Annotated in this window: 18 protein-coding genes; all 18 read left to right on the top strand. The window is 33.6% G+C overall.

Annotation, left to right across the window (positions count from 1 at the left end):
- Positions 1-80: 80 nt before the first annotated feature.
- A complete protein-coding gene (locus tag BN1225_RS14240) occupies positions 81-1,457 on the top strand; it encodes an MATE family efflux transporter (protein ID WP_082029228.1) in 1,377 nt (458 codons plus the stop codon).
- A 432-nt stretch (positions 1,458-1,889) separates the two neighbouring features.
- Entirely contained in the window at positions 1,890-2,423 is a 534-nt protein-coding gene (locus BN1225_RS01005) for a hypothetical protein (protein ID WP_041137968.1), read from the top strand.
- Positions 2,424-2,481: 58 nt separating this feature from the next.
- Positions 2,482-2,631: a DUF6019 family protein gene (locus tag BN1225_RS14665; protein WP_156133039.1), complete on the top strand. Its 150-nt coding sequence runs from the start codon at positions 2,482-2,484 to the stop codon at positions 2,629-2,631.
- A gap of 99 nt (positions 2,632-2,730) precedes the next feature.
- Complete coding sequence (locus BN1225_RS01000) at positions 2,731-3,114, top strand: PAS domain-containing protein (RefSeq protein ID WP_041137967.1); 384 nt, start codon at positions 2,731-2,733, stop codon at positions 3,112-3,114.
- A gap of 329 nt (positions 3,115-3,443) precedes the next feature.
- Positions 3,444-3,761 carry a hypothetical protein gene (locus tag BN1225_RS00995; protein WP_041137966.1) on the top strand — a complete coding sequence of 106 codons (318 nt, stop codon included), beginning with the start codon at positions 3,444-3,446 and terminating at the stop codon, positions 3,759-3,761.
- Between the two features lie 193 nt (positions 3,762-3,954).
- Positions 3,955-4,473, top strand: coding sequence for a methyltransferase family protein (locus tag BN1225_RS00990; protein WP_041137965.1), 519 nt, complete (start codon positions 3,955-3,957; stop codon positions 4,471-4,473).
- 638 nt (positions 4,474-5,111) lie between these two features.
- Positions 5,112-6,101, top strand: coding sequence for a linear amide C-N hydrolase (locus BN1225_RS00985; RefSeq protein WP_041137964.1), 990 nt, complete (start codon positions 5,112-5,114; stop codon positions 6,099-6,101).
- A gap of 108 nt (positions 6,102-6,209) precedes the next feature.
- Positions 6,210-6,563 (top strand): hypothetical protein, encoded by a 354-nt coding sequence (locus tag BN1225_RS00980; protein WP_317621621.1) that lies wholly within the window; start codon positions 6,210-6,212, stop codon positions 6,561-6,563.
- A 66-nt stretch (positions 6,564-6,629) separates the two neighbouring features.
- Positions 6,630-7,208: a TetR/AcrR family transcriptional regulator C-terminal domain-containing protein gene (locus BN1225_RS00975; RefSeq protein WP_052466172.1), complete on the top strand. Its 579-nt coding sequence runs from the start codon at positions 6,630-6,632 to the stop codon at positions 7,206-7,208.
- Positions 7,209-7,323: 115 nt separating this feature from the next.
- Positions 7,324-8,151, top strand: a complete 828-nt coding sequence (locus tag BN1225_RS00970; RefSeq protein WP_041137962.1) for an MBL fold metallo-hydrolase — start codon at positions 7,324-7,326, stop codon at positions 8,149-8,151.
- A complete protein-coding gene (locus BN1225_RS00965) occupies positions 8,148-8,720 on the top strand; it encodes a histidine phosphatase family protein (protein WP_041137961.1) in 573 nt (190 codons plus the stop codon). Before BN1225_RS00970 ends, BN1225_RS00965 begins: the two co-directional genes overlap by 4 nt.
- Before the next feature lie 12 nt (positions 8,721-8,732).
- Entirely contained in the window at positions 8,733-9,710 is a 978-nt protein-coding gene (locus tag BN1225_RS00960) for an aldo/keto reductase (protein ID WP_041137960.1), read from the top strand.
- A 117-nt stretch (positions 9,711-9,827) separates the two neighbouring features.
- Entirely contained in the window at positions 9,828-10,256 is a 429-nt protein-coding gene (locus BN1225_RS00955; RefSeq protein ID WP_041137959.1) for a hypothetical protein, read from the top strand.
- Complete coding sequence (locus BN1225_RS00950) at positions 10,246-11,091, top strand: DNA/RNA non-specific endonuclease (protein ID WP_041137958.1); 846 nt, start codon at positions 10,246-10,248, stop codon at positions 11,089-11,091. Before BN1225_RS00955 ends, BN1225_RS00950 begins: the two co-directional genes overlap by 11 nt.
- A gap of 230 nt (positions 11,092-11,321) precedes the next feature.
- Complete coding sequence (locus tag BN1225_RS14660) at positions 11,322-11,489, top strand: hypothetical protein (RefSeq protein ID WP_156133038.1); 168 nt, start codon at positions 11,322-11,324, stop codon at positions 11,487-11,489.
- The gene (locus BN1225_RS00945) at positions 11,467-11,952 is read left to right on the top strand and encodes a pyridoxamine 5'-phosphate oxidase family protein (RefSeq protein WP_041137957.1); all 486 of its coding nucleotides are present in this window, start codon (positions 11,467-11,469) and stop codon (positions 11,950-11,952) included. The genes BN1225_RS14660 and BN1225_RS00945 overlap by 23 nt, the downstream gene beginning before the upstream one ends.
- Before the next feature lies 1 nt (position 11,953).
- Positions 11,954-12,436 (top strand): GNAT family N-acetyltransferase, encoded by a 483-nt coding sequence (locus tag BN1225_RS00940; RefSeq protein WP_041137956.1) that lies wholly within the window; start codon positions 11,954-11,956, stop codon positions 12,434-12,436.
- A gap of 276 nt (positions 12,437-12,712) precedes the next feature.
- The gene (locus BN1225_RS00935) at positions 12,713-13,069 is read left to right on the top strand and encodes a VOC family protein (RefSeq protein ID WP_041137955.1); all 357 of its coding nucleotides are present in this window, start codon (positions 12,713-12,715) and stop codon (positions 13,067-13,069) included.
- The last annotated feature ends 9 nt before the right edge of the window (positions 13,070-13,078 follow it).

The raw sequence follows: 13,078 nt of genomic DNA, 5'->3' as shown, positions 1-13,078 counted from the left end.
TTGGAGTTATAGTATTATGAATTATATATATTTCTCAACAGAAAATTAATTATCTAAAATATTGTTGAGGAGGGAATTTTATGAATACTTTAAAACTATCAATGTTATCATCTATAGATTTAGCTAAAGGAAAACCGTTAAAAGTTATTATTTTTTTTGCACTGCCATTGATTATTGCCAATTTATTTCAGACATTATATACAACGGTGGATACCATCATTGTAGGAAAATATGTCAGCACTTTGGCTTTAGCTTCGGTTGGAGCAACTACGCCAGTCATTGATTTATTATTAGGATTAGCTATAGGTTTATCTAGTGGTCTGTCTATTGTAATTGCTCAAAAAGTTGGAGCAAATGATTCCAGGGCAACAAAGAGGGCCATTGTGAATGGTTTTTATTTAATAGCATTTACAGGAATTTCTGTTATGATTGCAGGGTTATTATTAAATCATTCTTTGTTTAAAATCATTAATGTTTCAGATGAATTAATGTCGGGAGCATTAACTTATTCTACTATTATATTTATAGGATCTATTTTTGCTTCAATTTATAATTATGAGTCAGCTATTTTAAGGGCTCATGGCAATAGTGTTGTTCCCTTACTATTTCTCATTTTATCAGCTCTTTTAAATATTATATTAGATTTAATTTTTGTTATTGTTTGTCAAATGGGAATTGCCGGTGTAGCTTTAGCAACCGTTTTTTCAGAATTGATTTGTTGTATTCTATGTTTTATCTATATGAAAAAGAAATTAGATATTTTAGTATTCGAAAAAGACGATTATGCAATTCGCCTTGATTATATAAAAGAACAAATTAAAATTGGGTTACCCATGGCTTTCTTTCAATCGTTATTAGCTATTAGTTTTTTAGTTGTACAATCAGCTTTGAATACGTTAGGAAGTTATGAGGTTGCTGCTTATACTGCAGCCTATAAAATGGATTCCTTGATGATGCAAACGTTATCAGGATTTGGGACTGCGATTTCAACATTCTCTGCGCAAAATTATGGAAATAATTCGTTTGACCGTATTCGTCAAGGAGCAAAATCGATGCTAAAAATTACAGTTATCTTGAGCCTAATAGTAATGGTTTTTGCTCAACTTTTTAGTCGTCAGTTTATGACATTATTTGTCAATGAAAGTGAAGTAGATGTAATTCGCTTAGGTGTACAATATATTTCATTTACCTCTTGTTGTTACTTTATTTTAGGTGTGAATTTTATTGTTCGTTTTGTGCTGACAGGAATAGGACAGTCTTCAATTCCTTTAGGTGTGGGTGTATTAGAAGTTATAGTGAGATGTTTGGGAACTTATTTTCTTGTTTATCCATTAGGATTTACGGGGATGATCTATATCAATCCATTATGTTGGGGCACTTCAACTTTACTAATTGTATGTGTATACCCAATTCTTTTAAATAAAACATTTAAGAAAAAAATGAAAAAAGCGCAATAATTGAATCTGCCTAAAGAATATAAATATTATTATCTTTAGGCATTTATATTAAAAATATTTTTATGAATTTATTTTTAGGTCTAATAGAATCTATTGTAGTAATATATTGTTATGAAAGTTTAAACAGTATTAAAGGAATATATTTATTTAAGTTAAGAAAAGATAAGTAATAAGTACGATATTTAAGGGAATAGAGCTATTACTACAGATATCATCCGTTATAGATGTATATCCCGTTTGATAAATAGTTTTTTATTTCTTATAACTTAATATATAAATCATCTTTCTTTGGAATTGATTGGTGATATGGATTTTCTATGATAAAATAAAACTAGAAATATTTTAAAGCTTTGAAATTATTTAAAAAAGGTGAATTTATAAGATATTTTAAACCCAATATAATGAATTAAATTTGGCTTAAGGAGGAATTTTATGTATAAGTTAAATTATAATAATGATCGAAATAAAGAACAATTGGATATCGCCTTAGGATTGTTCATGAATAAAAAAAGAATAAAGAAATTAAAAAAGATTCCGAAAGCATCTTCAAATTTCAAAACACTTCTTTTACAATCCACTTTATTTTTTATATTTGCTCTTATTTTTTATTCTTTGCAATCCCCTGATGATCATGGTTTTACAGTGATAATGCAAGTGATCTGTATAATATTAGGCATCGTTTGGTTGTTTTTAGCTTTAGTCAATTATTATATTATAGCGACTTCTTTTAAACGCGTGAAGTATGCAGAGGATACACTCACCCTTATCATTGATGAAGAATACATCATGGATTGTAATGTAAAGTACTATTGGGATAATCTTCTTTACTGTGTTACTGTAAAGGATATTATTGTGTTAATCTTTAAAAAGAGTTCCATCTATATTCCGTTTAACGATGAGCATCTAGAGATATTAAAAGAAGTTATAAATGATGAAAGCTGCTTTTATAATATGAAAAACAAATAAATGCCTATAATAATTACTTAGTAAAATTAAAGAAATAAAGTGTATAGGAGGGATGATGATGTTCAATCTATTTAATATAAATGTCGGCATAGGTATAGGAATAGCAGTGCTTTTATTTGTCGTTTTGTATTTTGTTGTAAAGTTGGCGGTTAAAAGCGGAATAAAACAAGCCTATCGTGAATTAAAAGATGATGGAAGTTTAAAATAGAAAATGATGTAATTTTAGTCATTTCATTATTTTTAGGTATTTATTAGAGACAGCGATTATTATATTATTTGCTTGTATAAAATAAAAAGAGGATCTGAAATGGAAATAACAAAAGAAATCTTAAGCAGTATTTTAGATGCATACGTTTATGAAATTGTGTTTGTTGATCGAGAACATATTGTTCGCTATATGAATAAAACAGCTATGCAAAGATATGGTGACAGAGTTCAAATAGGGAATAGTCTTTTCAACTGCCATAACGAAAATTCAAAGATAAAGATTGAAGAATTTTTAAAACGAGCAGATGCCGGTGAAGAGGAGATGTTTGAACTTCTTAATGGTAAAACGGGCGAAAGAGAATTCTTTGTACCGGTAAGAGATAAGTTAGGTAAAGTGATTGGTTATTTTGAAAGACATGAAATGCCTTGGGATCAAGAAGAGCCGCAATTATCGGTATTTGAATATTGGAAACACCGAAAATAAATCAGTACAAAACCATTGTTTTATCTTGGTTCTGAAAAAATCAGATCAAGGTACTTTTTTTGTAAAAAGAAAACTACCCCATCGGATAATCTCATCTTAAAATCCAGAGTAACTTGAGATTTTATAATACCATATGTCTTGCATTCCAGATATACGAGACGACTTCCATCTCCTCCTTTACCTCATTATGACATTGATTAAAACTAAATCAATCACGGTTAATCAATATGAGAGATTCACTAAAGAAGCATAGATTGTAATTAAGAAAGATCTATAGTAAAATTAAATAAAGAAGATACATAAAAACAAAGAATAAGGAGGGAAATTTTATGAACTATTGTGAAAAATGTCACCATCTAAATCATAATGAAGAATGCAGTTATTGTGGAAATAAAAAATTAAGAAGTATAACCGATGGAGATGTATGTTTTCTTATAGAAAAACCAATGATTTGGGCAGAAATGTTGAAAGAAAAGTTAGATAACGCAGAGATCCCTTTTGAATGTGTAGGAGGAATGGGAGCGGCAATGGCAATAAAAGCAGGCCCATATTTGGAGAATTATCAATTTTATGTACCTTATATTCATTACTCAAAAGCAAAAATTATTATTGATGAAATGTTTTCACAGGATCAGTCTATAGAGTAATGATACAGCTAAAACTAACCAAACCAAAATAGGGTTAGTTTTTTAGTTAATGGAATGGTCATGGATTGTAGAATTAAACTATTCATATTGACTGGAATATAGATAAATACCCGATTTTATCAATGGGGAGTCTCTTCAACAAAGAAACGAGTATCTATTTGAAGTTATTTTTTAAATAAAGGAGCAGATGCGAATGGATGCCTTTTTATTGATGATTCCATTCTTTTTCATACGATTTACCCTGATGCAGGTGATAAATAAGGAGGCCATATCACGTGCCGCTGTTTTTGCTCCACGACAAGGAAAAGAAAAAGCGGCTTATCTTTTTTACCAAATTACCAATATTTTTATTATGCTTTATCTGCTCTTTTTAAAGATAAAGCTAGATCGACCGACATTTTTAATAGGCTTAATATTTTACGTTTTAGGAATAACCGTCCTTGTTTTTTCCGTCATTGCTTTTGCCAAACCAGATTCAACTGGATTAAATCGAAAAGGTATTTACCATTATTCCCGGAACCCTATGTATGTAGGTTATTTTCTATATTTTCTTGGATCGGCAATTATTACCCGTTCGATATTGTTAACTTTAGCAGTATTCATGTTTCAGCTTTCGGCACACTGGATCATTCTTTCTGAAGAACGATGGTGTTTGAATAAATTTAAGGAAGACTATGTCGATTATATACGGCAGGTCAGACGTTACTTTTAAATGACTTAAATATATATTTCTGAATACTATAATGTAATTTTCATTTAACTGCTCAATTTGATCAAGCAGTTTTTATTTGGCCGATATGGAAAATTTCCATGTTTTTCATGTATGACAAACTATTCTGTATAAGTATTTTATTATATTAAATATGGTGAATATAATCAATCTTGCAGTAACACATATATCATATCTGTAAGATATTTTAAATATATGAATCATAATTGGAAATTAATAATCGCATTACTGTCATGCTGTTTGGTAACGGCATCGATAAATGCCATAGCAAGGAATATCTCGGAAATGGTGAAAACCTTTTCTTCTGCTCCACTTTATATCATTGAGTTGATTACTACGATTCCATCATTGTTTCAAAGGCTGGCAATAAAGTTTAGGAGATTTCTTCGCTCATATTTGGGGAATATGTTTAGCTATGCGACAGCAGATTTGAATAACTAGTTTATGATGAGTAGGGCGCTCTTTGGCGTGCTGGCAGTCACTGCATTTTGTATTAAAAAATATGTTTAAGATAAGGGGTCAACGTGGAATGGGCTCTTTTTTATTTGGGTGTCTCTATGGAATATCTTTTTATCCAGTCGAATATATAACATTAGAAGCTATAAACTTAGGAGGGGCTTATGTGTACCGCAATTCATGTTAAGACAGGGTTTGATAGTATTTTCTTAGGACGTACGATGGATTTTTCTTATCCTTTAGATCCGCATCTCTATGTAGTGTCTAAAGGTTACGAATGGACGAATCAGTTAAACACACATACGATTAAAACAAATTATACTTTTATGGGCATTGGTCAGGATATTTCTCCGGTCATTTTTGCGGACGGTGTCAATGAAATGGGCTTTGGGATCGCTGTTTTGTATTTCCCCGGGTATGCAGTTTATGATCCGATTGATAGGCAAGACCACCAAACTTTATCGATTACAGCACTCGAAGTCACAAAATTTTTATTAAGCACCTGTGCGAGTGTTGAACAGGCCGCAGAAATATTAAGAACGGTACGAATTGTCGGATTAGAAGATCCAGTCACTCAATCCGTAGCACCGCTTCATTGGATTATGGCAGATAAACTGGGAAAATGCAGTGTCATTGAAAAAACAAAGCAGGGCTTACAAATCATGGATAATCCAATCGGTGTCTTAGCTAACAGTCCGGATTTTTTATGGCATATGACGAACCTAAGAAATTATATGAATGTTACACCGACACAAATGGAAGCAATAAAATGGAATTCATTTAGTTTAACTCCATTCGGTCAAGGAGCAGGAACATTTGGGTTACCGGGAGACTATACGCCGCCATCCCGATTTGTCCGTGCCGCTTTTCAAAAAAGTCACGTAAATTATTCTAATAATCCAAAAGAGGCTGTCATTGCCTGTTTTCATGTGATGGAAACTGTCAGTATTCCAAAAGGTGTCGTGATGACTAAACGACAAACAAGTGATTATACTCAATACACTGCGTTTATGGATCTGACGACATCACAATACTTTTTTAAGACTTATGATAATAGTGAAATTGTATCCGTGCAAATGCCTCTCTATTCTAAAAATCATGGTCAAATCATTTCTTTGGGCAAATTGAATCGTCCAATCCATTTTAAACATTGAATTTAGGAACTTATACCATAAAAGTAAAGAGTTCCTTTTTATATTGAAGATAAATTAAATTAAGAGTAGAATATAAAAACAGATGAAGAAGGGAGGGGGATGAAATCTATGACAATAAGAAAAGTTAATGAGGCAGAAAGTGTCATCTCATCGACAATTAAAAATTGTGAAAAGATGCAGTTAAAATTTAATGAAGGAAGTTCACAACATACCTTACTTAAAAACAGAATAAAAGCCCTTTATATCGCAAAAGCATTAGTCAAACAAGAAGATCTATCACTTTATACAACTAAAGAACTTTGTCAGGCACTGCCACCCATCACCTCCATTATTCATAAATGTGAAAAGGGACAGTCCAAGTTTGAAAAAGAAACGCCTTATTATCAACGTTTTGTTCCTTTAATTAATGCTATGTCACTGTCATTAAAGTTACTCAATGAAGAAATTAACAAAAGAGCCTGATGATTTTGGATTAATCTTTTTATCTTGATATAAAAACTGATATACTAATAATAGGAGGTGGCGTTAATGGCGATTAATATAAAAGCCCTTTTGGCAAATGGGTTACTGGAGCTTTGTGAAGAAATTCCATTAGAATCTATTACGATTAGACAATTGTTGGATAAAACAGGAGTCAGCCGACAAACGTTTTATAATCATTTCCAAGATAAGAATGATTTGATTCAATACATCTATTTAGAAAAGATTATTCCACGTTATAATAATGCGAATACAGAAATAGATTTTTATGAATCCTTGTTAGATACATTTAAAAGAATGAAAAAATACCATGTCTTTATGAAACAAGCTTGTTTGATGGAGGATCAGAATTGTTTAAGAGACTATATATTTGATCACTGCAAACAATTTGATTTAGAGTGGCACCAGCATCTTTATGGAGATAAGCCAATGCCTCAGGCTCTCCGCTTTGCTACCGAATACCATGCGACAGCTTCCAGCAGTATGACCCTTTCATGGATTTTGTCGGATATGCCTGCCAGTTGTGAAGAAATGGCATTGCTGATTACTAAAATGCGAGGAATTGGAATGGAAAAACTGTTTGCTGATGTAAAAAACGGATATAATCCTTATCAAAACAAGGATTAAGGTTGACAATTTGAATAAAATGTCAATTTATAGACAACATCAAAATATTTGTAAATTGCCCCCTCTTTATTTATACAGTAAAATGAAATTGTATAGAAAAGGAGGGCTTTTATTTATGGAAATAAAGAGAAGTAAAAGTGGACAGGCAATGCCAAAAGAAGTAATAGTTGTGAATAAAGATGCTTTCTTACCTATTCATAAAACAGAAATTCGTTGGTTAGGCAGTGCCAGCATTATGATTAACAGCCGTGGAACAACTTTAATGATTGACCCCTTGCTGGAAGGATTTGATATGCCGTTGCTTTTTGAGATGCCGATCCTGCCGCAAGCTGTACCTCATTTAGATGCAGTATTGATTACCCATATAGATAATGATCATTTCAGCCGACCAACATGCAAGGACTTATTGTCTGTTTGCGAAGCTTATCATGCCCCTTATTATGTGGCAGAAGTGATGAAAGAAGAAAATATCAAAGGAACCGGGCATGCCATTCATGATAGTTTTAAAGTGAAGGATATTCAAGTTACTTTAACTCCTGCACGTCATAATTGGCAAAACGGTTCATCAAAATATCAGTTTAGAGAGTGGAAAGAAGAAGATTACTGTGGTTATTGGTTGGATACAGCAGATGGAACAATCTGGCTTCCGGGAGATTCTAAACTTATGGAAGAACATTTGAAAATGCCGGAGCCCGATGTGATCTTGTTTGATTTTAGTGATAATGATTGGCATATTACATTGGATGGTGCTGTTTTATTAGCTAATACCTATCCAAATGCCGACTTAATTTGTATTCATTGGGGAAGTGTTGATGCCCCTGATATGTCGCCTTTTAACGGCGATCCGGAATCATTAATCGATAAGGTTATTCATCCCGAACGCATTCGTGTCTTAGCTCCTGGTGAGGCATTTACGCTTACTAAGAAACAGGTGAAAAAATGAAAAAAATTCTTTATTTAATGCGGCATGGGGAAACTATGTTTAACGTTCAGCATCGTATTCAAGGCTGGTGTGATTCCCCTTTAACAAAAAACGGTATTCAGCAGGCAATTGCTGCAGGAGAGTATTTTAAAAATCAAAGTATTGTCTTTGATCATGCTTATTGTTCAACCAGTGAACGTTGCAGTGACACTTTAGAATATGTCACTGATTTACCCTATACGCGGCTTAAAGGGTTAAAAGAGATGTTTTATGGGGAATTAGAGGGTGAAAGTGAACGGCTAAACTGCCTGACACCTAAAGAATGTGAAACTTATTACTTACAGTTTGGCGGAGAGTCTTCAAATACAGTGAGAGATCGAATGTTGGAAACACTTACCGCTATAATGGAAAAGGAAGATCATCATTCTGTCTTAGCCGTATCACATAGCGGTGCCTGCTTTAATTTTTTAAGAGCGATTCAAGATCCGATGGAAGAATTACAAAAGGGGTTTGGCAATGGCACCATCTTTGTATATGAATTTACAGATCATCAGTTTTATTTAAAAGAAGTCATCAGACAATATCATTAGGAGGTATCAAACATGGAATATGTTAAATTGGGAAATACGGGTTTAGATGTATCAAAAATATGTTTAGGTTGTATGAGCTTTGGTGATCCAAAAAAATGGATTCACAGTTGGGTATTAAATGAAGAAGAATCAAGAAAGATCATCAAAAAAGCATTAGATCTAGGTGTCAATTTCTTTGATACCGCTAATGTTTACGGCGTTGGCAGCAGCGAAGAAATACTAGGGAGAGCATTAAAGGATTATGCAGCAAGAGAAAAGGTTGTTATTGCTACAAAGGTGAGTGGGAAGATGCATGAAGGACCTAATGGCTCTGGACTTTCTAGAAAATCAATCCTTCATGAAGTTGAACAGTCACTTCAGCGCTTGCAGACAGATTATATTGATCTTTTATATATCCATCGTTGGGACTATCAAACTCCGATTGAAGAAACGATGTGTGCGCTCAATGACTTAGTTCGATCAGGTAAAGTTCATTATATCGGGGCTTCCAGCATGTATGCATGGCAATTCCAAAAAGCCCAATATGTAGCAGAAAAGAATGGCTGGACAAAATTTTCAGTGATGCAGGGACACTATAATTTGCTGTATCGTGAAGAAGAACGAGAAATGAATCCTTTATGTTTAGACATGGGAGTAGCTTTAGTGCCTTATAGTCCTCTTGCTGCCGGACGTCTTACAAGAGATTGGAACAGTGAATCCAAGCGTGCGAAAGAAGACCAAGTCGCTAAACAAAAATATGATACCACAGAAACACAAGATAAACGGATCGTACAAAGAGTTGCGGAAATTGCAGAAAAGCACCAAGCTACTCGTTCGCAGATTGCAGTAGCTTGGTTGTGGTATAAAGGTGTGACGGCACCGATCGTAGGAATCACTAAAGAAAAATACTTAGATGATTTTATCGGTGCTTTAGATATTAATTTAAGCAAAGAGGATATTGAACAATTAGAAGAATTTTATATGCCTCATTCTATTGTAGGACATCAGTAATAAAGAAAAATGGTTGTGAACACAGCCATTTTTTTGTCTCTTTTTTAGCTTATCAATGTCCGCTCCAATAAATTTATGTTAGAGTAGAGAGTATAAGGTTAAAATGAGGTGAAGACAATGAAAATAATTGTATGTTTAGATGATCATAATGGAATGATGTTTAATAACAGAAGACAAAGTCAAGACCGTAAGGTCAGAGAAGATATGATGCAGTTATCATTACCTATCATGATGAATTCGTATTCATATAAAATGTTTGAAAAAGGGTATACAAAAAATATTATAGTTCAAGAAGAACTTCCTGTATTAAAAGAGGATTGCTATTTGTTTATTGAAAATCAAGATGTTAAAACGTATGAGGATCAAATTACGGAAGTTATCGTATATTATTGGAATCGAACTTATCCCAGTGATTTAAAGTGGATGATCGATTTGACGAGTAAACAATGGCAGGTAGTATCTGTCACTGAGTTTCAAGGAAGTTCTCATGACAATATTACCAAAACAGTTTACATCAGAAATGAGGGCTTAACACATGAAGTTTAAAAAACTGTTGCTCGTTTTTGCCATTGCATTCAGTCTTTTTGGCTGTCAATCTTCTTCCTCTGAAATAGAAATAGTAGATTTGGCTGACCTTCCGGAATTTACCGGAGAGCCTTATGTAGTCGTAAATAACAATGTTCCAGATTTTGAAGAAAGTGACAAAAACACCAATTCATTTGAATATTACAGTGATCTTGATGCATTAGGCAGATGCGGGGTTGCTTATGCCAATGTTTCCAAAGAATTGATGCCGGTTGAAAGTCGTGGCTCCATTGGACAGGTAAAACCATCAGGCTGGCAAACAGTAAAATATGATCAGATCAGTGGGAAATATCTTTACAATCGATGTCACTTGATTGGGTTTTTGCTAACCGGAGAAAATGCTAATGAGAAAAATTTAATCACGGGAACGAGATATATGAATACTGAAGGTATGCTTCCTTTTGAAAATATGGTGGCAGACTATATTAAAGAAACAGCGCATCATGTATTATATCGGGTAACCCCTGTTTATGATGGCGACCATTTAGTTGCCAGTGGTGTTTTGATGGAAGCAGAATCGATTGAAGATAATGGCGAAGGAATTCAATATTGTGTCTATGTATATAATGTTCAGCCGGGGATCATAATCGATTATTCTAACGGAGACAGTTATTTAAGTGAGGATATTATTGAAACGGAAGTAATCGGTGCTGAGATTCGAGGAAACAAAAATTCAAAAATCTATCATTGTCCCGGGCAAGCTGCCTATGAAAGCATGAAAGATTCAAAAAATCTGATTATCTTCCATACTGAAGAAGAAGCTATTGAAGCAGGGTATCGCAAAGCCAAGCAGTAAATATAAAAATACTTTATAGATAATTTATAGAGAACTGTTATAATAAAGCTAATCATAGGCAGAATAGAGAATAAAATATATTTGTGTCTATTGTTTGAAGCATAGCGGTCATATAAGCGGTTGGAGAAGGCTCCAAAGCATTGTCTATCAGGAGATGATGAACAGAAAAATGATTCTGATAAAAAACAGATTTTAATAGTGTTCTGAGATTTTTTGTAGGGTACGATACGTTGCTTTTTAAAGATTCTGAGACACGGGCAAGTGGATTTGCAGTACAGAATCGTGCGTTGGCTCATCATCTATTAGGAGCAGCTTATTTAGCGGACAGTGATTATGACGCGATAACGATTAACGATAAAATAAAGGAGAAGTGTTATGTTCAGAGAAATGCGCCGTAAAAATCAATTATTATCAATAGAAGAAACAATCTCAATCCTAGAAGGAGAAACATCAGGGACATTGGCTGTACTTGGGGATGATGGATATCCTTATGCAGTTCCACTCAGTTATGTTTATAAAGATTCAAAAATTTATTTTCATTGTGCTAAGAGTGGTCATAAAATAGAGGCTATTTTAAATAATAATAAAGTCTCTTTCTGTATCATTGCCCAAGATCAAATCATTCCAGAAGAATATACAACCTATTATCGAAGTGTTATTGCATTTGGAAAAGCACGTCTTTTGGAGAATGAAGAAAAACATTATGCCATCGATCTGTTAGCAAAGAAATACTCCCCACAAGATGAAGCAGGAAGGGCTAAAGAGATTGAAGAATCTTTTAATCGTGTGGTTATGGTAGAAATTGCAATTGAACATATGACAGGCAAAGCTGCGCGCGAACTTGTCCGCAAGGAAAAGTAGGATGGAAAATAACGGACTGCCTGTTATTTCGACTAAACGTTGTCATCTGCGTCCATTTAAACAATCTGATATGTTCGCTTTTATGGAATATCGCAATAATGAACAGTGGATGTGCTATCAAGGGTTTAAGGGATTGACTTATGAGGAGTACTGTCAAATACTATTAGTACAACCTCAATTAAAAGAAGGGTGCCAGATCGCAATTATTCATCGGGAGAATCAGAAATTATTAGGGGATCTTTATTTGAAAAAAGAAGCTGAGATACTTTGGCTGGGATATACGATACACCCTTTATATCAGCGGCAAGGATATATTTACGAGGTAATTCAAGGTCTCATCGATTGGAGTTCTGAAAGGGAGATTGCTTTTTTAAAGGCAGGTGTGTTGTCTGAAAATACTGCCAGTAAGAATCTGCTTAAAAAATTAGGTTTCCAATTCAGTGCGATAGAAGATGATGAAGAAATCTATTATTTACAATTATAGGCTGCTGATCTAAAGATAGGCAGCTTTTTTAAACGCTTTCATAAAAGCGTTAGTAAAATGTCAATAAATGACGTATAATGTAAAAAGGATAATAATTTCATAAAAGGACATGTAAGATGAAGAACACGATACATGTATTTCTTTGCGTGGAGGGTGGATAATGTATGACTGGATGAATGAAAAAATGATGGGTGACTGCTGTAATGATGGGATATGGTCGGCTATTTTTAAAATCGAATCCATCGATGGATAGTAAGCAGTAAAAAGGAGAACATGATGAATTGTCGCTTATATTCTTTATATCTATGTGTAAAAAACATGGATCGAGCTGTTTCATTTTATAAAGATTTTTTTGAAAAATCACCTTTAATAGAGGATGAAATCTATAGTGTATTTGACCTTGACGGTTTTCGTTTAGGGTTATTTGCTTATCAAAAAGTGGGAGAAGATCATATGTTTGGAAGTAATTGTCTGCCAAGTTTAGAAGTAGACAATCTGAACATTCTTCAAGATAAAATCAAGAATTTAGAAATATGCTTTCCGCTTACCAAAATAAAAAACAATTGGGTAATAGAGTTTGTCGATAGTGAGGGGAATCACATTGAACTGACAACCCCCGTATCAACGGATTAGGAGAGCAAA

Source organism: Beduini massiliensis, assembly GCF_000829905.1.
Lineage (GTDB): Bacteria > Bacillota_I > Bacilli_A > Erysipelotrichales > Coprobacillaceae > Beduini > Beduini massiliensis.
Note: the sequence above shows the minus strand (reverse complement) of the source record. Positions and strands in the feature narration are given on the sequence as shown.

Bases quoted from the DNA above. Each gene is read 5' to 3' on its own strand.
- BN1225_RS14240 (WP_082029228.1), top strand. From the start codon at position 81: ATGAATACTTTAAAACTATCAATGTTATCATCTATAGATTTAGCTAAA.
- BN1225_RS01005 (WP_041137968.1), top strand. From the start codon at position 1,890: ATGTATAAGTTAAATTATAATAATGATCGAAATAAAGAACAATTGGAT.
- BN1225_RS14665 (WP_156133039.1), top strand. From the start codon at position 2,482: ATGTTCAATCTATTTAATATAAATGTCGGCATAGGTATAGGAATAGCA.
- BN1225_RS01000 (WP_041137967.1), top strand. From the start codon at position 2,731: ATGGAAATAACAAAAGAAATCTTAAGCAGTATTTTAGATGCATACGTT.
- BN1225_RS00995 (WP_041137966.1), top strand. From the start codon at position 3,444: ATGAACTATTGTGAAAAATGTCACCATCTAAATCATAATGAAGAATGC.
- BN1225_RS00990 (WP_041137965.1), top strand. From the start codon at position 3,955: ATGGATGCCTTTTTATTGATGATTCCATTCTTTTTCATACGATTTACC.
- BN1225_RS00985 (WP_041137964.1), top strand. From the start codon at position 5,112: ATGTGTACCGCAATTCATGTTAAGACAGGGTTTGATAGTATTTTCTTA.
- BN1225_RS00980 (WP_317621621.1), top strand. From the start codon at position 6,210: ATGACAATAAGAAAAGTTAATGAGGCAGAAAGTGTCATCTCATCGACA.
- BN1225_RS00975 (WP_052466172.1), top strand. From the start codon at position 6,630: ATGGCGATTAATATAAAAGCCCTTTTGGCAAATGGGTTACTGGAGCTT.
- BN1225_RS00970 (WP_041137962.1), top strand. From the start codon at position 7,324: ATGGAAATAAAGAGAAGTAAAAGTGGACAGGCAATGCCAAAAGAAGTA.
- BN1225_RS00965 (WP_041137961.1), top strand. From the start codon at position 8,148: ATGAAAAAAATTCTTTATTTAATGCGGCATGGGGAAACTATGTTTAAC.
- BN1225_RS00960 (WP_041137960.1), top strand. From the start codon at position 8,733: ATGGAATATGTTAAATTGGGAAATACGGGTTTAGATGTATCAAAAATA.
- BN1225_RS00955 (WP_041137959.1), top strand. From the start codon at position 9,828: ATGAAAATAATTGTATGTTTAGATGATCATAATGGAATGATGTTTAAT.
- BN1225_RS00950 (WP_041137958.1), top strand. From the start codon at position 10,246: ATGAAGTTTAAAAAACTGTTGCTCGTTTTTGCCATTGCATTCAGTCTT.
- BN1225_RS00945 (WP_041137957.1), top strand. From the start codon at position 11,467: ATGTTCAGAGAAATGCGCCGTAAAAATCAATTATTATCAATAGAAGAA.
- BN1225_RS00940 (WP_041137956.1), top strand. From the start codon at position 11,954: ATGGAAAATAACGGACTGCCTGTTATTTCGACTAAACGTTGTCATCTG.
- BN1225_RS00935 (WP_041137955.1), top strand. From the start codon at position 12,713: ATGAATTGTCGCTTATATTCTTTATATCTATGTGTAAAAAACATGGAT.